The organism is Ditibartonella choladocola (genome assembly GCF_002007565.1).
Taxonomy (GTDB): domain Bacteria; phylum Pseudomonadota; class Alphaproteobacteria; order Rhizobiales; family Rhizobiaceae; genus Bartonella; species Bartonella choladocola.
In genome coordinates, this window is record NZ_CP015625.1 from 1,728,967 (window position 1) to 1,749,396 (window position 20,430).

Genomic DNA, 20,430 nt, shown 5'->3' on the forward strand with positions numbered 1-20,430 from the left:
AAAACTTCAGACGTTACATAAAATTCTACATATAACTTAATTGAGCCACAAGAAAGGGCAAAAGCATGTTACCTGAAGATACAATACCGGTGATCTCCAAGATCAAGACCAACCGCGCCGGTGCAATCGGTTTTTCCATTAACGGCGTGCTTTTTTCTTCAGATGTGGAAAACCTCTATGGACTTTTTGAAGCGGAGGCAGAAGGCTTTGACTCTATTGATATGATTGTCATTTTTAAAGAATATGACGGAATCGATTGGGAAAGCCTGTTTAACGAGGATACAGCCAAGCTCAGAGCAGAAGCTTTCAAAAAACTAAGGCGTTATGCCATTGTCGGCGGCCCTTCCTGGCTCAAACTGGCGGTCGAGTTTTTCCGGCCTTTCGGACGCGTCGAAACAAAATGGTTTGCTTCTGAACACATTAACGATGGCTGGAATTATATAGATGCAAAGCCGATCGAATGAGATAAGCAGTTTCGATTGACTGATTCCATAGAGCTTTGAAACGACAATTAAAACCGGCTTGCTGGCAGTTTTTCAGTTTAACTTGCCACCGGTTCTTCGGTAAAAATCGACACAATATTCCATTCATTGTTCGTGTATATCGGGCGATAATTGCCGTTTTACCCGTGATCGATTGTGTGCAATCGACAAATTTATCACGTTCCTTTGGAATTTATCACGTTCCTTTGGAAGCGTTTTCATAACCCTTTGGCAAAGCTACCGTGGTTCATATTTTTTAAAATCGGTTTTCAAAAGCAATTCTGCCATTCGAGCGTTTTAAACTCTATTTTCAAAAATCATATTCCCGCTTCCGGAGAGCACACAAAAATTCGTTTCCCCTATTGGCGACATTTTAATTTTTTAAAAGAATAAGGGTGAGACAAACGGTTTCACTGCCAAGGGGCCAACAATCGCAATCGGCCGCACTTTCTTGCCTCCATCGGACTTTTCCGATAACGAATTTCACACGAAAGAGATGAATTGCCAACAGGCTTTCAGCATAAGCATATCGCCGATAACTCCACTCAAATCACCAATTTCGCTCAAATCACCTTCTCGAACCATCTCCCGACTTATCCGTTTCCATTGCAACTTTTGCCGGAATAAAGATGCAATAATTGCGCTATCCGGTTCAGACAACAAAGGAATAATGAGAGGCGTCTACCAATCCCGAATAATCCTGTGCGGATTCGGCTGGCCTCATTGACGAGCCCTTCAACTAACCTGCTTTTTTATCCCCCCTCAAAAAGCCGGATTGGCGCTCAAATTTGCCAATTCAATTTATAATAGAATAATAGCCCTTATAATTCAAAATGTTCCTGATATTTTTTAAATTATCAGTTGAAGATATTGTTATAGCTTTCATCTTTTTACGAAAAAAATTTTTTGATTTTTGTTAAAATTATCAACTGTTAAGGCACTAATTTCAGCAAATGAACTTGCGAAACAATAGTCTCTTGGCATATGAATTGCTAGACGTTATTGTAGAAGTCGACCGGGAGGTGGCCGAGGGGCGGCTAAATCCACTGCAAAATTTTGCGCGGTCGATCAGAGGGAGGCTTCATGGCTTACAAAATCGAACAATTGAAACAACCACGTCCTCATCGCGCGTTTTACAAAGTCCTTTATATTCAAGTATTATTCGCAATTGTTTGCGGTATTTTGCTTGGATATTTTTATCCGGATGTTGGCGCATCTTTGAAGCCGTTGGGTGACGCCTTTATCAAATTGGTCAAGATGATTATTGCTCCGGTTATCTTCTTGACCATTGTGAGCGGCATTGCCGGCATGAGCGACCTGAAAAAAGTCGGCCGTGTTGCGGGAAAATGTATGCTTTACTTCTTGACCTTCTCGACATTGGCATTGATCGTCGGCCTTGTTATCGGAAATGTTCTGCAACCGGGCGCGGGCATGCATATTGATCCGGCGTCGCTCGATACCGCGGCAGTTAAAGTTTACGCTGAAAAAGCCCACGATTCGTCGATCGTCAAATTTTTGATGAATATCATTCCGTCAACCGTCGTGTCGGCTTTTGCAGAAGGTGACATTCTTCAAGTTTTGTTCTTCTCGATTCTGTTCGGCATTGCGCTTGGATCAGTAGGCGAACGCGGCAAGCCCATTCTGGATTTCATCCATGCATTGTCGACGCCGATTTTCAAACTGGTTGCCATTCTGATGAAGGCTGCTCCCATTGGCGCTTTCGGTGCGATGGCTTTCACTATCGGAAAATACGGTATCGGCTCGGTCATTAATCTGTTCTTTCTGGTGGCAACCTTCTACATCACGTCGATTCTGTTTGTTGTAGTTATTCTGGGCGCGGTGTGCCGTTACAACGGTATTTCGATCTTCAGAGTGATCCGCTACATCAAAGATGAATTGTTGCTGGTTCTCGGTACATCCTCGTCCGAAGCTGCGTTGCCAACCTTGATGGAAAAGATGGAAAAGGCCGGTGCGAAGAAGTCGGTTGTCGGGCTGGTTATTCCGACCGGTTATTCATTCAACCTTGACGGCACCAATATCTATATGACTTTGGCCACATTGTTTATCGCCCAGGCTTTGGATATTAATCTGACACTCGAACATCAGATCCTTATTCTGGTCGTGGCTATGATTTCATCGAAGGGGGCAGCCGGTGTTACCGGTGCGGGCTTCATTACTCTTGCGGCAACTCTTGGAGCCGTTCCGGCTATTCCGGTTGCCGGTATGGCTATTATTCTCGGTATTGACCGTTTCATGTCGGAGTGCCGCGCATTAACCAATCTCGTCGGCAATGCGGTTGCCTGTATCGTTGTTGCACGTTGGGAAAACGAACTTGATACTGTTCAGCTCCATAAAGTTCTGGGTGGCCACGAACATCAACATGGTCACCACCATGTCGAGGCACCGAAAAGCGAAGAAGCGAACTGACAATGTTCAGTTCGTCGCATGAGACGATATGTCGATTAAAAGCCCCTTTTTCGGGGCTTTTATTTTTTGGTGCTTTTATTTTTTCGGCGCTTGTATTTTTTCAGCGCTTTTATTTTTGGCAATCAGCGATCAATCCCTGCCGCGATCACCCCCTGCCCCGATCAATTCATGCCCAATTGACCGTAAAACCTATGTCGGGTGGATTTGGCTATTCCGGTAGATATTATGGTTAACCGCTTGAGCCGGCAGAATATAGATTCCGCTTTTTTGGACTATCTCGCACAGGCTTTGCCGTGGCCCGTCAGACCTTGCTCAAAAGACCCAGTTCTTTTGCAACAAAGTAATAAAAAGTGACTCGATTTTTCATATATTCACCTTTCAGCAAATCGGCAACCTTTGTGACTGCCTGTTTGCTCTTTTCGGCATCTGCACCAAGTTTTTCCGCTGCCCATTTTGCCACGCGTTGAAGCTCTGCCTCGTCGGTTGCTGCAACTTCTGAAGCGTCGCGGTTTTGTAACGCAAGCGATAAACGGTTTTCCAATCGTTTAATTGCTGTTTCATCCGGATTTCTGTCATATTTTTTGATCTGGTCGAGGTGTTTTGTCATCGGTTTCAGGCTCCTGTCGATTAAATGTCCGCTTAACAGTAAAACAGCGGGGAATTTCCCACTTGTTTTATGGGCTATGAATTGAATTTGGATGTTTGACCGTTTTTCCATTCATTCAAACATCACTGTTTATGAAATAGAGCCAAACATCACTGTTTATGAGATAGAGCGCGAAAAAGTTAGACAACCCCCTTTCCACCGCCAATTGATTTACCTATATTGGCTTTGCTGGCTTGCCAGCTATGGTAATAAATGGACAGTGTAATAAACCCATTGGACCCGGGGGCGGTACCCGGCGCCTCCACCACAATGAAAAGGCGAAGTAATTTTCCTAGCGTTTTCATTATGAAGGGGGCGAAACAGGATCGACAAGGGCGTAAAGATTGCTCTTTTACCCGGCATTGTACCACCGTTATCGGGCTAAATAAGTAGTTGCAAATGACAACTATGCGGAAGCTCGTCTCGCTGCTTAATTGCGGCGCGAACGCTTCAAATCAAGTCTTGGGCCTTCGCCGGTCCAAGCGGGGTTCGGAGGCACCTGGCAACAGAAGCCTTCACTTTTTTACTCGACATTTTTGAAAGTTTGCCGCGATTTTCTTGCAAGAATTTATCTTCAAGGCGCATTCACTCAAAAATGCCATTCTCTATTGTGTCGGTAATCGGGTCTCAAGCGCATCATTGTTGATATTTACGAAAAAAAATTGAGAAGATTGTGATTGCCTCATTGCATTAAGAACGGCTACACTGCATTAAGGTTGAGTGCCAAATTTGCATAAACTACGTCGCAGAAGGAACAGGTTTTCAATGGTTCACGATCAGATCCGTTATGACATTCTCGTGCAGGATGCGTTGCGCAGTGTTATTCGCAAAGTATTATCCGAAGTGGCGAAGGCCGGCCTTCCAGGTGACCATCATTTTTTTATAACCTTTCTTACAAACGCTCCTGGTGTGAAAATATCGTCACGCCTGAAAGAACGTTATCCCGAACAAATGACGATTGTTTTGCAACACCAATTTTGGGATTTGAACGTTTCCGAAAGTGGTTTTGAAGTGAGCCTCTCATTTGGCGATGTGCCGGAAAGGCTGGTCATCCCCTTCTCGGCCGTTCAAGTATTCTATGACCCGACAGCAGCCTTTGAAGCGGCCTTTGATCTCGCATCCGACCAGCCGAAAAGCGACAATGACAGCCCCGAAGTCAAGGCTGTCACAAACGAAACCAAAGGCGGCGAGCTTGCACATATCGGTGACAAAAAAGATAAGAAAAAATCGCCGGTCAAATTGAAGCAGCATACAAAGGCCGCAGACGAAACGGATAAATCGCCTAAGAAAGAAAAGGAACCGTCGTCTGCCAACGTTGTTTCGCTTGACGCGTTCCGGAAAAAATAAGGCTTTTTAAATGGCTGAATTGGTCAATTTAAGGCAATTTCGTAAACAGAAAAAACGTCAGTCGGAAGAAAAGCAGGCAACCGAAAATCGTATTCTATTCGGGCGCACAAAAATCGAACGCCAATTCGATGACCGGAAAAAACAGAAAACAGACGGATTTCTTGATTTAAGAAGAATTACCCGCGACAAAGATGAAGAATGAAACTCCCGCCTCTATCGCCAGCATTGACTGGCTTAAGGCGCGGCCTAGAAAATTGTCCGTGCGCATAGATGGACATGCAACAAGCATATCGCTCGAACAAGCCTATATTGATATTTTATTGCAAGAAGCGGAAAAAAGGGAACTTTCCTTTGCCGGAATTGTCACGCTGATAGATGAAGCAAGGCCGGCGGAAATCAATCTTTCAGCGGCGTTGCGTCTCTTTGCTTTGAAACTGGTGCAAAATTCCGACATTTGAAAAACCGTTTTACGACCGCAATTTTTTATAAAAAAGTTTCCAATCAGCTTTGCTATTATCTGCATTGGAACACCGGTTGCCGGATGAATTTTGCTGAAACCTGCGTTTCAAACCATTCAAGCCGGTTTGCGTTAAAATGGTGCAGTTTTTCAGTTTCAAAGTAAAAATGTATTATTTTTTACCAAAATTTGACAATAACCATTACTTACCGCTTTTTATCGTTTATATTTTAACCGATTTGAACAAACCGACTTGATAGAAGAGTGCCAACCGTCTAACTCAACGCTATGGAACATTTTGCCGATTCAGACAGTGCTTTACCGCCTTTGAAAGACCCGCAATTTTTAACTGAATTTGTGGCCTTGATGGTATTGAAACGCGATGTTTTCTCTGAAACGCGGGTCGGCTATTTTGCTGACGAACCGCATAAACGCGTTATCCGTCGCATTGTTACGGCTGCGCCAAAATGGTCACGCCCGCTTGCCTGGATATTGGCACGAAGAGAAATAAGGGCATTAAAAAAAGTCCGCGGGCTTGAAGGTGTGCCGCAACTCATTGCCGTTGATAAAGACGGGCTTTATCGTTCCTGGAGCGAGGGAACGCCATTGCATCTCGCGCGGCCGAACAAACCCGAATTTTACCTGAGCGCATTCAAACTCCTGCGCAATCTGCGGCGAATGGGTATTACCCACAATGATTTGGCAAAACCGCAAAACTGGTTGATGACGAATGACGGGAAAGCCTCGATTATCGACTTTCAGTTGGCTAGCGTACACAAGCATCGCGGCGCTCTCTACCGCTATTTTGCCTATGAGGATTTCCGCCATCTTATCAAACAAAAAAGAAGTTTTGCGCCGGAACTCATGACGCCCACGGAAAAGCGGATACTGAAAAACCGCTCCTGGCCGTCGCGACTTTGGTTGGCAACAGGCAAACGTGTCTATAATTTTATAACCAAAGATATGTTCAATTGGTCGGATGGAGATGGTACCGGCGACCGCATCCAGCATCAGGGGCCGGCCATACGGAATCTTTTGAAAAATAACCCCGATATTGGTGATATTGCGCTTGCGACATATTCGCTTCCTGCAAAAGGTGTCGGGCTTTATGTTTTTGTTGAATCTGACAAACTTGACGAACAAGCCGTTCGCAATCTTCTTAAAGATCAGAAAATTGAATCGCTTCAGGTTGTGCATCAATTGCCGAAGCGTGAAGATGGTTCGATCCGCGAAGACATTATAAAACTTGTCGCCATGAACGAGCTTAATGATCTTGTCGCGTTGATTAAAAGAGAGCCGGAGTTGAAACCGGTTGTTGCGCCGATTATAGACAACCGGAAGAATTTGACCGACCGTCGCGTCTATCAATATGAAGTGCAACGTAAAAAAAAGTGATTTTCCGATCATTTTCGTGTTAAAGCGTCAAGTCTGGCCTAGCAGAAAATATCTTGAACCATTAGATTGGTGATAATGAGCGATTTTCCTGACGATATACCATTTTTTGATGACGAACCGAGAAAGCCGGAAGAGCAGCCTGACACGTCGCAGCACGAGGGCGGCAGCGGCTTGGCATCGCGCGCCATGGCGGCGCGTCGCAATGCAAAGGCCGATTATCTTGAAAAGCTCAACCCTGAACAACGCCTTGCTGTAACAACTACGGAAGGTCCCGTTCTGGTGCTCGCCGGTGCAGGCACGGGAAAAACGCGGGTTCTCACCACACGCATTGCCCATATTTTACGGCTTGGCCTTGCTTATCCAAGCCAGATTCTGGCGGTCACATTCACCAATAAAGCCGCACGTGAAATGAAAAACCGTATTGGTGAACTGGTGGGTGGCGCGGTTGAAGGTATGCCGTGGCTTGGCACTTTCCACTCGATCGGGGTAAAAATTCTTCGTCGCCACGCAGAACTTGTCGGTCTCAACAGCAATTTCACCATTCTTGATACCGATGATGTGATAAGGCTTATCAAACAGCTCATTCAGGCTGAAGGGCTTGACGACAAAAGATGGCCGGCACGTAGTTTTGCCAATATGATTGATGGCTGGAAAAACCGTGGTCTTGCACCCGATCAGATACCCGAAGGTGATGCCCGTTCTTTCGGCAATGGTAAAGGGCGCGAGCTTTACCGCGCCTATCAGGAACGCCTGCAAACACTGAATGCCTGTGATTTCGGCGATTTATTGTTGCACCCTATTCATATTTTTCAAAAAAACGCTGATGTTTTGCGCGAATATCATAAAAAATTCCGTTACATTCTGGTCGACGAATATCAGGATACCAATACTGCACAATATTTGTGGTTAAGGCTATTGGCGCAACGCCCTGCCGGTGAAACTGTCAATCTTTGTTGCGTGGGTGATGACGACCAATCCATTTACGGTTGGCGCGGCGCAGAAATTGATAATATTTTGCGTTTTGAAAAAGACTTTCCCGGTGCGACTGTTATTCGTCTTGAACGCAATTACCGCTCGACTTCCCATATTCTGGGAGCCGCATCCTATCTGATTGCCCATAATGAAGGCCGTTTGGGTAAAACGCTTTTTACCGATAATAAAACGGAAAATGACCAGAAGGTCAAAGTCCATGCAGCCTGGGATTCAGAAGAGGAAGCGCGCGCTATTGGTGAAGAAATCGAGCAATTGCAACATCAGGGTCTTGCTTTGAATGACATTGCCATTCTGGTTCGCGCATCTTTCCAGATGCGTGAATTTGAAGACCGGTTTGTCACACTGGGGCTTAATTATCGCGTTATCGGTGGCCCGCGTTTTTATGAGCGGCAAGAAATTCGCGATGCGCTCGCCTATTTCCGTGTTGTTGCACAGCCTTCCGACGATCTCGCTTTCGAGCGTATTATCAATACACCGAAGCGCGGCCTTGGTGAAGCGACCGTTCGTCAAATCCACGATACAGCCCGCGCCCGCAACGAGCCTATGCTTAAAGCCGCTCAGGAAATGGTTGAAACCGACGAATTGAAGCCCAAAGCCAGAAGTTCTTTAAGAAAACTCGTCGAAGATTTCCGCCGTTGGCAGAACATGCTTGATAATACTCCCCATACCGAACTTGCAGAAATTATTCTGGATGAATCGGGCTATACGGCCATGTGGCAGGCAGACCGTTCTGCCGAGGCACCGGGGCGGCTTGAAAACCTGAAAGAACTTATCCATTCCATGGAAGATTTCGAGAGTTTGAGAAGTTTTCTTGAACATATCTCGCTGGTTATGGATACCGAAAAAAATGAGGATATGGATGCGGTCAATATCATGACCTTGCATTCGGCCAAAGGGCTGGAATTTAACACCGTATTTTTGCCCGGTTGGGAAGAAGGACTGTTTCCCCATCAACGTTCGCTTGATGAAGGTGGGCGCTCCGGTCTCGAAGAAGAGCGGCGCCTTGCTTATGTCGGCCTTACCCGCGCAAAAGAAAATCTGCATATCTGGTTTGTCTCGAACCGGCGTATTCACGGCTTATGGCAATCGACAATTCCGTCGCGTTTTCTTGATGAGCTGCCCAACGAACATGTCGAAGTTGCCGAAGTCGAAACATCCTATGGCGGTTATGGGCAATCGCGCTTTGATCGTCACGAGCCGTTCCAGAATAATTATTCAACACCCGGCTGGCAGAGAGCAAAAAAGAACGCAACCGAAGCGACACGCACCAATTGGGGCAACCGTTCGGGCGCCAATGTCGAGCGCATCGGTTATGGGGATGTCGATTCCGGATATGGTGCGGGGCGGGTACAACAATCGAAAATTATTGAAGGCGAACTCATCGCCAAATCTGTTTCCGACAAGCCTTCCGAATTCAGCGTGGGAGACAGGGTTTTTCATATCAAATTCGGAAATGGCAATGTTGCAGCGATTGACGGAAACAAACTCACCATCGCTTTCGATAAAGCCGGCGAAAAACGCGTGCTCGACAGTTTTGTCAAAAAAGTCTGAACCTCTTTCCCCCACCCACGATCATCCGGTTTTTGTGAAGCTTCCATAAAATTAAAAAAGGCAGAAAATAAATTAATTTTCTGCCTTTTGTTTTATCAAATCGTTCAAGCGATTATTTGATGAAATTGTGAATGAGTAGATCGGCTACATCTTTCACGCGTCCCTGCATAATCGCTTTTGTGCCGTAAAGTGCCATGCCGGAAACTTCACCGGCCGTTACCTTTGGCGGCATAACCAGTTCATATCCGCTGGTTTTGACATCAAGAAGTGCCGGTCCTTTGGCACTCAAAAAGGCTTTGACCGCGCTTTCAAGCTCTTCCGGCTCGTTAACCTTCCAGCCTTTAATGCCAATAGATTCGGCAAGTTTTGCAAAATCCGGATTTTGCAAATCGGTATAATGGTCGACCAGTCCTTCAACCTTTTGTTCAAGTTCAACAAAGTTGAGTGAAGAATTGTTGAAAACCACAATCTTGATGTCAACCTTCTCCTGAACAACAGTCAAAAGTTCACCGAGCAACATGGCAAGGCCACCATCGCCGGAAAGCGAGATAACTTGTCTGTCTTTATAGGCTTTTTTGAAACCGATAGCCTGCGACAAAGCATTTGCCATAGTTCCATGGGAAAGGCTGGCAAGGGTTCTTCTTTTGCCATTTGTTTTGAAATGGCGGAGCAACCAGACCATTGGCGAACCGCAGTCACCTGTGACCAGCGCATCATCATCGGCATATTGATTGATAAGCGAGACAAGATATTGCGGATGAATGATGGATTTTGAAACAGCAGTTTCCTTCGCCTCGGCTTTTTCGGCTTCGGCTTTGGTTTTTAAGCATTGGTCGAGAAAACCGGTGTCTTTCTTTTCGTCAACATATTTAAGAAGTGCTGCTGCGGTCGATTTGACATCGCCGATCAACCCCATATTGACGGGATGGCGGCGCCCGAGATGCGTTCCATCCTCATCCACCTGAATAATCGTGGCTTTATTTGGGTAAAATTGCGTATAAGCGAAATCGGTGCCGAGCAGAAGCAAAGTATCGCAATGTTCAACCATGTCAAAACCCGGCTTGCCACCCAACATGCCGTTCATTCCCATATTATACGGGTTGTCATATTCGATGAAATCTTTCGATTTTGACGAATGCCCGATCGGTGCTTTCAACTTGGCAGCCAAAGCGACCACCTCGTCATGAGCGCCCTTGACACCAGAACCGACATAGATTGCAACTTTTTTGCCCTTGTTCAAATGCGATGCAACTTGTTCAAGTTCGCTATCGGAAGGGCGAATAACCGGATTTGGCCGATGAACACGATATTGCGTCACATGGTTCACTGCCTGCATAGATACATCTACCGGAAGTATAATGACAGCAACACCCCTTTTTGTCAGTGCTGCCTGACATGCCTCAACGGTGATGCGTTGGGCTTCCTCCGGATGTAAAATCTGTTCACAAAACACCGAACAATGTGAATAAAGCGCAGGAAAGTCGACTTCCTGCGGCCATTCGCTGCCGATAACGTTGGTCGAAAGCTGGCTTGCTATAGCCACAACCGGTGCGCGATTGCGATTTGATTCGTAAATACCATTGATAAGATGCAAGCTCCCCGGCCCGCACGAGCCTGCGCATGCACTCAATTCGCCAGTCAAATAAGCTTCTCCTCCTGCTGCCAAAGCAGCAGCTTCTTCGTGGCGTGTATGGACCCACTCGATTTTCGAGCGATATATCGCATCAGTGATATAGTTAAGTGTATCACCGACAATGCCGTAGCAATGTTTCACACCTGCGTTTTGCAGTGTTTCCACGATAATCTCGCCAACACGTTTAGAAGACATTCACAATTTCCTTTCAAAATTGAGGTACAAAGTAATTATTGAAATAAACAACAAGAAATTGAAAATAAAATCCTCGTCAATCACGTGTCTTTGATGATTTTCTATCTCCGGATAAGATTTTTCCACTTTGTGTCAATTCTCCGGCCGATCGTTTTTTAATATCGGCTACTCGTTCATAAAATGCGTTCGGCTTTTTCATTGCTGTTTCTTTTGATACCGATTTATTTTGAATATCATCTTCGACGTGACCATCGTGGCTTTATTGCAACCCGATCGAATTCAGCGGATTTAGGCAATGAGAAGGGAAAGTAAAAGGCTGCATCAAGTGCTTTTTACATTGTTTTATCGGTCGCACATTTATGGCGTTTCTATTTTATTGGCAATCTTGTTCCATTCCGCCGTGGGTTAAGGATTTCAGCCTTACCGATTCCAACCGAAAAACAGTCACTGCGAAAGACCTTGGAAAAAAACCGTCCGCGATATTTTTCGGTTATACAATGTCTCCGGATATTTGCCCGGCAATGTTGGCGAGTATAGAAAATCGGGTCAAAGAATTGGCACCGGACGCGGATAAACCCGATTTCCGGTTTATCACGGTGGATCCCGAACAGGATACCCTGAAGTTCTCCATGATTATTTGTCGAAATTTACCGACAAAATTACCGGTATTAGCGGTGAACCGGCAAAAGTTCATGAATTGGTATTATCTTTCAATCTTGGGACCCCAAAAAAATTCGGTCAAAAATGGTGACTATACTTACAGTCACACGACAAAAATTATTCTTACCAAAAAAGGTAGCCAACTTTCCGGACGACCATCCGTTATAATATCGGAAGAAAAAGTGCCAAAGATTTCGATATGTTCGTTGTATATGTTCGTTGTAGGGCGTCTTAAGAGTCTGGCAAATAACCGGTCGCTATAGGCCGTCTTGCCAATCTCGCAAAACAATAAAAACATATTGAAGATATAAGAACAATATCGAAGACAGGCGCGTTTCTTTTTTAATCGCCAAAACAGGTGGCTCAAAAACAATATCAACTTCTCGGCCATTCCTTCGGCGATGGTATATTTTTGCTTTCAATGACCGGTTTTGCCACCAACCATACCGTGAAACTATTTCACACCGGCGTTTTACAGTGTTTCGACAAAGATTTTCGCCAATACATTCGGAAGACATTTTCAAATTTCGTTCAAAATTGAAAGACAGGGTCATTTTTCAAAAGAAACAATGCGAAACGGAAATTAAAGTCCTGTCAATCACGTGCCTTTGTTGATTTTCTACTTTCAGACCAGCTTTTTCCACTTTGCGATAAACTCTTCGGCTGACAGTTGTTGCATATCGCCTATTGCTTGATAAATCATGTTCAACGGCCAATTCCACCAGCTAAGGTCAAGAAGCGCCTGAATGGTATGATCGGGAAATCGCATTCTTATTCGCTTTGCCGGAACACCGCCGACGATCTCGTAAGGAATGACATCTTTGGTTACAACCGCATTGGCGCCGATCACCGCACCATGGCCGATAGTTATCCCCGGCATCACCACCGCCCCATGACCGATCCAGACATCATGACCGATTGTCACGCGTTTATTGTGCCGCCTTTCGCGAAAAGCACTATCAAGTGTCATGAAACGGAAATATTCGTTGGGACGGTAAGTCATTTTATGCATGCTTACCCTTTCCATCGGATGTTCAAGGGCATTAAGACGGACATTCGAAGCAATAGAACAAAAACGGCCGACATCTGTATATATGGCTTCACCATTGCGCTCGAAATAGCTGAAATCTCCAACGGTCACATCGCGTAAGAGAACCCGTTCGCCGATTTCGGAAAAACGGCCGAGTTTGCAACCATGTAACTTGGCCGTCGAATGAATGCGCGGTTCACTGTCATGAAAGCGTTGGTCAGTGGGTGATGTGCTCATGATAATCCGGTATATTGAATGGGTAAATAACCATAAAACGCCGACACAAGAAGTGCAATCCCGTGTATTTGTCCGCACTGTCGCGACAATGACGAATTAATTACCGCTTTTCATTGCAGTATCGTGTTCATACCGATATATTTTGAATATCCTTCAGGAGTCACGCGAGTGGCTTTTATGGCGATGCATCAAGCTCAAGGGATTTTGGCAATGACGAGTGAAAGTAAAAGTACCGCATTAAGTGTTTTTTACATTGTTATATTAGTTGCGGTTTTTATGGCATTCATATTCGGTTGGCAAACCTTCGTCAGTCCGCCACTGGGTGAGGATTTCAGCCTTACCGATTCCAACGGAAAAACCGTTACACAGGTAGAACTTCGCGAAAAACCGTCGGCGATATTTTTCGGTTACACAATGTGTCCGGATATTTGCCCGACAACATTAATGAGTATGACCAATTGGATCAAGGAGTTGGGACCGGATGCAGATAAAATCAATATCTGGTTTATCACTGTTGATCCCGAACGGGATACTCCGGAAGTTCTCCATGACTATTTATCCAATTTTACCGATAAAGTTATAGGAATTAGCGGTGATCCTGCAAAAGTTCATAAACTGGTATCGTCTTTCAACATTGCCGCTGAAAAAGTACCCGGTGAAAATGGCGATTATACTTACGATCATACGGCAGCCATTCTGCTTACCAAAAAAGGTGGCCAATTTGCCGGTGTCATTCCTTATAGCGTGGAAGAAAACAGAAACGAGTTGAAAGACCAGATTGCTATTGAGCGTCTCAAGAGCCTGGCAAAACAATAGAACATAAGGACTAAAATTTTGGGACAAATCCGTCTACATTACAAATCACCGAAACGGGATGCTGAAAAGCAATATGAACTTCTCGACCATGCCTTCGAGGATGAAGCATTTCCGCTTGCCATAACCGAAATTGACGAAGCAAATGCAATTTATGAAGTCTCTCTCTACGTGGATGAATTGGAAAAAAATTCCGTACTTCCCCGCTTTGCGCGTGTTTTGGGTGTCAATGAAAACAATATAGAAATAGAGGTACTTCCGGATATCGACTGGGTAAGCCATAGTCTTGAAGGGCTTAATCCTGTTCGCGCAGGTCGTTTTTTTGTTCATGGCAGCCATGACCGCGACAAAGTCAAACCGGGTGATCTTGCAATCGAGATTGATGCCGGTCAGGCTTTTGGAACCGGCCACCATGGAACGACAGTCGGCTGCCTTGAACTTATCGCCGATGTTATGGAACATGAAAAACCGCAAAATGCACTTGATCTCGGTACGGGGAGCGGAATTCTGGCAATCGGTATTGCTCTGATTAAGCCGATCAGAATTCTGGCAACCGACATTGATCCGATTGCAATCAAAGTTGCGAAGGAAAATTTTGCTCTAAACGGTGTCGCCAAAACGATTACTGCCATCACCGCCACCGGCCTTGACGATGAAGAGATAAAAAAGCGCGTCCCCTTTGATCTGATCGTGGCAAATATTCTCGCAAATCCTTTGATCGAACTTGCGCCACAAATGGTTCCCGCACTGAAAAAAGGTGGTTCTATTGTGCTTTCCGGCATACTGGAAGAACAACATGACCGCGTGGTCAAGGCTTTCGAGGCGGCAGGTGCAAAATATATAAAGACCTTGCATCATGAAGGCTGGGTTGCCATTCATTTGAAATAGGTGACGATTAAATAAACAGGTGGCCGATAAACAAAATAAGTGGCCGATAAACAATCGGACATTTGGCCATTTCACAAGAATAACAGGTGAATGAATTGCCCGATCATAGCGATCATAATTCTTTCACCAACCAGACAATCAGAGGCGATTTTATGTTTCAATCATTTGATATTGCAACAAATCCCGACAATGCAAAGTCACGTGTTTCTGCACTTCGCAAGGAAATGGAAAAACTCGGACTTGACGGTTATTTGATACCGCGGGCAGATGAACATCAGGGCGAATACGTGCCTCCCCATGCCCAGCGACTGCAATGGCTCACCGGTTTTACCGGTTCGGCCGGTGTTGCACTGATTTTGAAAGATAAAGCGGTTATTTTCGTTGACGGCCGCTACACTTTGCAGGTGCGCAACCAGACCGACGGAAAAATATTCACTTATGCCGATCTCGTTTCCTGCCCTCCTTCGCTTTGGCTCGAACAAAACACCAAAGGCTTGAAAATCGGTTTTGACCCCTTTCTCCATACAGTCAATGGCGTCAAGGCACTGAAAAAAGCCGTTGAAGAAAAGGCTCATGGAAAACTTGTCGCAACTGACAAAAATCTTGTTGATCTCATCTGGCACGACCAGCCGGAACCACCGTTGACGCCGGTTACAATCCAGCCTCTCGACTATGCTGGTGTTGCTGCCGATAAAAAGCTTGAATTGATGGCAGAAAGCTTGAAAAAAGACGGCTGTGATCTGGTATTATTGACAGACCCATCGTCGATCGCATGGGTATTCAATATTCGCGGCAATGACGTTTCCAATACACCGTTTTGCCTTTCCTTTGCTATTCTTCGTGCAAAAGGCAGGCCATCATTGTTTGTCGACCGGCGAAAGCTTGGCGAAAATGAAAAGAACTATCTTGCCCGTTATGTCGATATTTTCGAGCCTTCCGCATTGGTTGGTGAAGTCACCAGAGAAGCACAGTCGAAAGCCTGCTTTTCACTTGACGGGCAACTGGCGGCTGAAAAATTCAGGCAGATCATTGTCGATCATGGCGGCACAATTAAAGATTTGCGTGATCCGGCACGCCTTCCGCGTGCGATAAAAAACACGGCAGAACTTAAAGGAAGCCGACAGGCCCATGCGCGTGACGGTGTAGCTCTCTGCCGGTTTTTCTCGTGGCTTTCAAGGCAAAAACCCGGCACTGTGGATGAAATCTCGGCGGCCACAAAGCTTGAAACTATGCGCGCAGACACCGCGTTGAAAATGGGTTCAAAACTCGAAGACCTGTCATTCGATACGATTTCGGGAAGTGGCAGCGATGGTGCGATTATCCATTATCGCGTCAATACAGCAACCAACCGGCCGCTTAATGAAGGCGAGCTTTATCTCGTTGATTCCGGTGCGCAATATCGTGATGGCACTACCGATGTCACCCGCACTGTTGCAATCGGACTGGTAAGTCACGAAGAGAAACGGTGTTTCACACTTGTTCTCAAAGGCATGATTGACCTTTCCACAAGCCGTTTTCCGAAAGGCACACGCGGGCAGGACCTTGATGTTCTGGCGCGCATTGCATTATGGAAGGCGGGGCTGGATTTTGCCCATGGCACAGGACACGGCGTCGGCTCCTATCTTGCTGTTCATGAAGGCCCACAAACCATTTCAAAACGTGGTGGACAGGAACTTTTGCCCGGAATGATTGTTTCCAACGAACCCGGCTATTATCGCGAAGGTGCATTCGGAATCCGCATTGAAAACCTGCTTGTTGTCAAAGCGGCTGAACCGGTCAAGGGCGGCGATATTGATATGCTCGGTTTTGAAACCCTGACACTTTGCCCGATTGATCGCAATCTGATTGTTGTTGACATGTTGACAAATGAGGAACGCGAATGGCTAAACGCCTATCATGCCCGCGTTTTGAAAGAAAATGCTCCGCATCTTGATGATGTTGATCGCAAATGGCTTGAGACAGCAACAAAGCCACTTTAAAGACAAAAGAAAAACGCGAAAGAAAAATCTTTCGCGTTTCTTCTTCAAACAGAAGCTTTGTGTTGACCTTATCATTTCACAACGATTTTTGCCGCTTTTACCTGTTCGCGGAAGAACACAAACAAACCGCTTCCCACAACCAGAGCTGCACCAACAAGCGTGAGCAGGTCAGGCATATCCCCAAAGACGATATAACCGATAATGACCGACCAGACGAGCTGCAAATAGTTGAATGGTTGAACCACTGTGAGCGGCGCCAGACTTAACGCTTTAATCATTAAAAAATGGCCGACAACAGAGGTAAAGCATAGCGCCACGAGAATCCAGACATAGTGGCTATCCATATGAACCCAGAAGAAGGGCAATCCCAAATTCATAACCACAAGGCCAACGAGACCGACATAGAAAAACGAGGTTTGCGGCTTGTCAATGCCGCCGACAAGGCGTGTCAAAGCCATATAAAGGGCAAAGAATATCGCCGCAACAAGTGCCCAGACTGCCCCCACCGACAACACGCCACTACCCGGCCTCAACATAATCAGAATACCGATAAAGCCGATTATCAGTGCACAAATTCTTCTCCAGCCGACTTTTTCTTTTAATAAAAAGACTGCAATCACCGTTCCGAAAAGCGGATAGGATTGGAAAATGGATGTGGCTTCGGCAAGTCCCATCACACGGAATGCCAAAGCAATGGCAATGAGTTCCAGAAGAAGCAACAGACCACGCAAACACTGGATAATCGGGCGCTTGCTTTTGATATTGGCAATAAGACCACCACCTGCCGTTTTAGCCATATAGACACCGGCAAGGAAAAACACCCAATAGCGCACCATAACGATAAAAGTTGCCGGATAGTTATGAACCAACGTCTTGGTCATGGCATCCTGACAAGCAAAAATAACTGTCGCGGTCAGTGCCAGACTTATTCCTAAGACGATGCGTGGCTCGTTACCGGCAGATTCGCTCACATGTAATTCCGGTGGAGACGCTTTACGCATTTTCCTCACCAACAAGGTCGAACCACTGGTCTTCATCAATAATTTTCACACCCAACTCCTGTGCTTTTGTCAATTTTGAACCTGCTCCCGGCCCCGCTACAACGAGATCTGTCTTTTTCGAGACGGAAGCAGCGGTTTTTGCACCCAATCTTTCCGCCATTGCTTTTGCTTCGTCACGTGACATGCGCTCCAGCGAACCGGTAAATACAATTGTTTTGCCCTGTACGGGTGAGCCATCTGTAACCGGCAAAACCTCGTCCAGAGGAGTGACTTCGGCAAGCAAGGCTCGCAAAATATTGCGGTTATGTTCCTCACCATAGAAATCGACAACGGCTTCGGCAACAATAAAACCGACACCTTCAATATTGGTGAGTTCATTCCATGCCTCGTTTCCGCTTTCGCCGCTATTTTCTTCCGGATAACGCGCCGCTAAAGCAACCTCTTCAAAAGCATTATAGTTTTTGTACGCCCGCGCAAGTCTTCTTGCATTGACTTCACCAACATGACGAATACCAAGCGCAAATAAAAACCGGCTTAACGGTATTTGTCTACGTGCATTGATCGCATCATAAAGTTTATGGACAGATGTTTTCCCGAAACCTTCAAGGTTTTCAAGCTTGCTCAATGCCCCCTTCTGGCGTGCCTCAAGCGTGAATATATCAACCGGACTGTGGATTGCCAAATTCTCGTCTTTGGCATTGAAGAAAAATTCGACCTGCTTTTCACCAAGCCCTTCAATGTCAAACGCATTGCGGGAAACAAAATGGCGGATGCGTTCCATCGCTTGCGCCGGACAAATGAGGCCACCGGTGCAACGCCGAACGGCTTCCCCCTCTTCGCGCACCGCATGGCTTCCGCAAGCCGGACAAATATGGGGAAAAACATAAGGCTCGGCCGTCTTCGGACGCCGCTCCTCGACAATGTCGACAATCTGGGGAATGACATCACCGGCACGCTGGATGACAACCGTATCACCAACGCGAATATCTCTGCCGCCACGGATGGTTTCCCCCTTATTGCCAATGCCCTTGATGTAATCTTCATTATGAAGTGTGGCATTGGTAATCACCACACCGCCAACTGTAATCGGTTCAAGGCGGGCTACCGGTGTCAATGCGCCTGTGCGCCCCACCTGAATATCGATTGCTCGCAAAATAGTCATGGCACGTTCGGCCGGAAATTTATGGGCAATAGCCCATCTTGGCGAACGCGAGATAAAGCCGAGACGCTGCTGGAGTGCGAGATCATTAACCTTATAGACCACGCCATCAATATCATAATCAAGATCGGCACGTTGTTCTTCGATTGCATGAAAATGTTCAAGCAATCCATCTGCCGAATGAAACAGTTTCGTTAAAGGATTGACCGTAAAGCCATAAGAACGGAAAACATCCATCATACCCAATTGCGTATCGGCCGGCATGTGGCTGATCTCGCCCCATGCATAGGCAAAATATTTGAGTTTGCGCCGCGCGGTAATGCTGGCATCAAGCTGGCGCAGAGAGCCGGCAGCCGCATTTCTGGGATTGGCAAAGACTTGCTTGTTTTCGGCTTCATGGCGCGTGTTCAGCGCCTGAAAATCGGCGTGAGCCATATAACACTCGCCCCGCACCTCGATCAGATCGGGGTAATTGCCTTTCAAAACATGCGGAATATCGGAGATTGTCAACGCATTGGCGGTAACATTTTCACCCACCGTACCGTCACCACGGGTTGCTGCCGTAACAAGTTTTCCGTTTTCATATCTGAGCGACAGTGACAAGCCGTCAATCTTCGGCTCGGCGGTAATATCAAGCTCGTCATTATCTTTGAGGCGCAAAAAACGCCGTATGCGGTCAACGAAATCATAGACATCCTGATCGGAAAAAGCATTATCAAGCGAAAGCATCGGTATGCGATGACGCACTTTTTCAAATTTTTCGGAAACCGTGGCGCCAACTTTCCGCGACGGAGAATCCGGCCTTATCAGTTCAGGAAAACGTTGTTCGATAGCATTGTTGCGCCGCCTCAACGCATCATATTCGCCATCCGATATTTCCGGTTGATCTTTGGTATTGTACAAATAGTCATGGTGGGCAATTTCTTTTGCCAACCGTTCCAATTCCTGTTTTGCCTGTTCGGCTGTGAGATCATCAACTGAAATATCTTGCATCATGGTTTTCCAGAATTTTTGAAAGTGAGCCTGACGATTTATGATTATTCATTTCATCAGCACAAAGAAGGATATGGCTCATCTTTAAAATGTGACCATATATCTAGCTGATAAAACGTGAAAGAACCACAAACAAGAACACATATGCCGCATATATTTTTAAATTCACAGATGGGCCATTGCAGTGGTAACGAGCATGATGCACCAATTGCCTGTTTTATTTCCATCGCCTGTAAGCAGATGATAACCTGACATTATCGCCTGTCGAATAAAAGGAATAACCGGCAAAAATTGCCCGCAAATTGAATAGCCCTCCTATTCTCCGATCCCTGGAATAGTGCTATCCCGCTTTCTCATTCACGCACAAATTTCCGTTAAATCCGGTTTCTTCAAAAATATAGCGCCGTTTTCTCATCTTCCGCATTCATTATCCGGCTAATCAGCAGGTTTCTGACATTCCGGTTATCTTCTGACAGGATTTAAAGTATCCGTAAACGCGGTCAATCTGTCATGCAATAGTCTGCGCCTAGATCGAATGATGTAT

Annotated in this window: 16 protein-coding genes and 1 other RNA gene; 12 read left to right on the forward strand and 5 right to left on the reverse strand. The window is 45.9% G+C overall.

Annotated features, from left to right (window positions below; all coding sequences use genetic code 11):
- The first annotated feature begins 65 nt into the window (after positions 1-65).
- Both BBC0122_RS07735 and BBC0122_RS07740 read left to right on the forward strand, forming a co-directional pair.
- Entirely contained in the window at positions 66-464 is a 399-nt protein-coding gene (locus BBC0122_RS07735; protein ID WP_077992714.1) for a SpoIIAA family protein, read from the forward strand.
- A gap of 1,101 nt (positions 465-1,565) precedes the next feature.
- Positions 1,566-2,909 (forward strand): dicarboxylate/amino acid:cation symporter, encoded by a 1,344-nt coding sequence (locus BBC0122_RS07740; protein WP_077992715.1) that lies wholly within the window; start codon positions 1,566-1,568, stop codon positions 2,907-2,909.
- A 301-nt stretch (positions 2,910-3,210) separates the two neighbouring features.
- Here BBC0122_RS07740 and BBC0122_RS07750 read toward each other — a convergent pair whose 3' ends face one another.
- Positions 3,211-3,516, reverse strand: a complete 306-nt coding sequence (locus BBC0122_RS07750; protein WP_077992718.1) for a DUF2853 family protein — start codon at positions 3,514-3,516, stop codon at positions 3,211-3,213.
- A 188-nt stretch (positions 3,517-3,704) separates the two neighbouring features.
- On the opposite strand from BBC0122_RS07750, the gene ssrA reads away from it, so the two are divergent.
- The 6 genes from ssrA to BBC0122_RS07780 all read left to right on the forward strand — a co-directional run bounded on the left by ssrA (position 3,705) and on the right by BBC0122_RS07780 (position 9,298).
- Positions 3,705-4,075: a transfer-messenger RNA gene (gene ssrA, locus BBC0122_RS07755) on the forward strand.
- Positions 4,076-4,320: 245 nt separating this feature from the next.
- The gene (locus BBC0122_RS07760; RefSeq protein WP_077992719.1) at positions 4,321-4,902 is read left to right on the forward strand and encodes an SspB family protein; all 582 of its coding nucleotides are present in this window, start codon (positions 4,321-4,323) and stop codon (positions 4,900-4,902) included.
- Between the two features lie 10 nt (positions 4,903-4,912).
- Positions 4,913-5,104: a DUF4169 family protein gene (locus BBC0122_RS07765; RefSeq protein ID WP_077992721.1), complete on the forward strand. Its 192-nt coding sequence runs from the start codon at positions 4,913-4,915 to the stop codon at positions 5,102-5,104.
- A complete protein-coding gene (locus BBC0122_RS07770; RefSeq protein WP_077992722.1) occupies positions 5,094-5,360 on the forward strand; it encodes a ribbon-helix-helix domain-containing protein in 267 nt (88 codons plus the stop codon). Before BBC0122_RS07765 ends, BBC0122_RS07770 begins: the two co-directional genes overlap by 11 nt.
- Positions 5,361-5,647: 287 nt before the next feature.
- The gene (locus tag BBC0122_RS07775) at positions 5,648-6,754 is read left to right on the forward strand and encodes a serine/threonine protein kinase (protein ID WP_077992724.1); all 1,107 of its coding nucleotides are present in this window, start codon (positions 5,648-5,650) and stop codon (positions 6,752-6,754) included.
- Positions 6,755-6,829: 75 nt separating this feature from the next.
- Positions 6,830-9,298: an ATP-dependent helicase gene (locus BBC0122_RS07780; protein ID WP_077992726.1), complete on the forward strand. Its 2,469-nt coding sequence runs from the start codon at positions 6,830-6,832 to the stop codon at positions 9,296-9,298.
- 112 nt (positions 9,299-9,410) lie between these two features.
- On the opposite strand, the gene BBC0122_RS07785 is transcribed toward BBC0122_RS07780, so the two are convergent.
- Positions 9,411-11,126, reverse strand: a complete 1,716-nt coding sequence (locus tag BBC0122_RS07785) for a thiamine pyrophosphate-dependent enzyme (protein ID WP_077992728.1) — start codon at positions 11,124-11,126, stop codon at positions 9,411-9,413.
- A gap of 359 nt (positions 11,127-11,485) precedes the next feature.
- Between BBC0122_RS07785 and BBC0122_RS13390 the strand changes: the two genes are divergently transcribed.
- Positions 11,486-12,049, forward strand: coding sequence for an SCO family protein (locus tag BBC0122_RS13390; protein WP_077992729.1), 564 nt, complete (start codon positions 11,486-11,488; stop codon positions 12,047-12,049).
- Positions 12,050-12,411: 362 nt separating this feature from the next.
- On the opposite strand, the gene BBC0122_RS07800 is transcribed toward BBC0122_RS13390, so the two are convergent.
- A complete protein-coding gene (locus tag BBC0122_RS07800; RefSeq protein ID WP_077992733.1) occupies positions 12,412-13,053 on the reverse strand; it encodes a DapH/DapD/GlmU-related protein in 642 nt (213 codons plus the stop codon).
- 210 nt (positions 13,054-13,263) lie between these two features.
- On the opposite strand from BBC0122_RS07800, the gene BBC0122_RS07805 reads away from it, so the two are divergent.
- From BBC0122_RS07805 to BBC0122_RS07815, 3 genes are all read left to right on the forward strand, one after another.
- Positions 13,264-13,869 (forward strand): SCO family protein, encoded by a 606-nt coding sequence (locus BBC0122_RS07805; protein ID WP_077994587.1) that lies wholly within the window; start codon positions 13,264-13,266, stop codon positions 13,867-13,869.
- A gap of 15 nt (positions 13,870-13,884) precedes the next feature.
- Positions 13,885-14,754, forward strand: coding sequence for a 50S ribosomal protein L11 methyltransferase (locus tag BBC0122_RS07810; protein WP_149866656.1), 870 nt, complete (start codon positions 13,885-13,887; stop codon positions 14,752-14,754).
- Positions 14,755-14,906: 152 nt separating this feature from the next.
- Positions 14,907-16,733, forward strand: a complete 1,827-nt coding sequence (locus BBC0122_RS07815; protein WP_077994589.1) for an aminopeptidase P family protein — start codon at positions 14,907-14,909, stop codon at positions 16,731-16,733.
- Positions 16,734-16,804: 71 nt separating this feature from the next.
- Here the strand turns inward: BBC0122_RS07815 and BBC0122_RS07820 are convergent, their stop codons facing one another.
- Both BBC0122_RS07820 and ligA read right to left on the reverse strand, forming a co-directional pair.
- Positions 16,805-17,734, reverse strand: a complete 930-nt coding sequence (locus BBC0122_RS07820; protein WP_077992736.1) for a DMT family transporter — start codon at positions 17,732-17,734, stop codon at positions 16,805-16,807.
- The gene (ligA, locus tag BBC0122_RS07825) at positions 17,727-19,886 is read right to left on the reverse strand and encodes an NAD-dependent DNA ligase LigA (protein WP_077992743.1); all 2,160 of its coding nucleotides are present in this window, start codon (positions 19,884-19,886) and stop codon (positions 17,727-17,729) included. The genes BBC0122_RS07820 and ligA overlap by 8 nt, the downstream gene beginning before the upstream one ends.
- Positions 19,887-20,430: the final 544 nt, after the last annotated feature.

Bases quoted from the DNA above. Each gene is read 5' to 3' on its own strand.
- BBC0122_RS07820 (WP_077992736.1), bottom strand. From the start codon at position 17,734: ATGCGTAAAGCGTCTCCACCGGAATTACATGTGAGCGAATCTGCCGGT.
- BBC0122_RS07760 (WP_077992719.1), top strand. From the start codon at position 4,321: ATGGTTCACGATCAGATCCGTTATGACATTCTCGTGCAGGATGCGTTG.
- BBC0122_RS07775 (WP_077992724.1), top strand. From the start codon at position 5,648: ATGGAACATTTTGCCGATTCAGACAGTGCTTTACCGCCTTTGAAAGAC.
- BBC0122_RS07735 (WP_077992714.1), top strand. From the start codon at position 66: ATGTTACCTGAAGATACAATACCGGTGATCTCCAAGATCAAGACCAAC.
- BBC0122_RS07740 (WP_077992715.1), top strand. From the start codon at position 1,566: ATGGCTTACAAAATCGAACAATTGAAACAACCACGTCCTCATCGCGCG.
- BBC0122_RS07785 (WP_077992728.1), bottom strand. From the start codon at position 11,126: ATGTCTTCTAAACGTGTTGGCGAGATTATCGTGGAAACACTGCAAAAC.
- BBC0122_RS07780 (WP_077992726.1), top strand. From the start codon at position 6,830: ATGAGCGATTTTCCTGACGATATACCATTTTTTGATGACGAACCGAGA.
- BBC0122_RS07805 (WP_077994587.1), top strand. From the start codon at position 13,264: ATGACGAGTGAAAGTAAAAGTACCGCATTAAGTGTTTTTTACATTGTT.
- BBC0122_RS07815 (WP_077994589.1), top strand. From the start codon at position 14,907: ATGTTTCAATCATTTGATATTGCAACAAATCCCGACAATGCAAAGTCA.
- ligA (WP_077992743.1), bottom strand. From the start codon at position 19,886: ATGCAAGATATTTCAGTTGATGATCTCACAGCCGAACAGGCAAAACAG.
- BBC0122_RS07765 (WP_077992721.1), top strand. From the start codon at position 4,913: ATGGCTGAATTGGTCAATTTAAGGCAATTTCGTAAACAGAAAAAACGT.
- BBC0122_RS07770 (WP_077992722.1), top strand. From the start codon at position 5,094: ATGAAGAATGAAACTCCCGCCTCTATCGCCAGCATTGACTGGCTTAAG.
- BBC0122_RS07750 (WP_077992718.1), bottom strand. From the start codon at position 3,516: ATGACAAAACACCTCGACCAGATCAAAAAATATGACAGAAATCCGGAT.
- BBC0122_RS13390 (WP_077992729.1), top strand. From the start codon at position 11,486: ATGGCGTTTCTATTTTATTGGCAATCTTGTTCCATTCCGCCGTGGGTT.
- BBC0122_RS07800 (WP_077992733.1), bottom strand. From the start codon at position 13,053: ATGAGCACATCACCCACTGACCAACGCTTTCATGACAGTGAACCGCGC.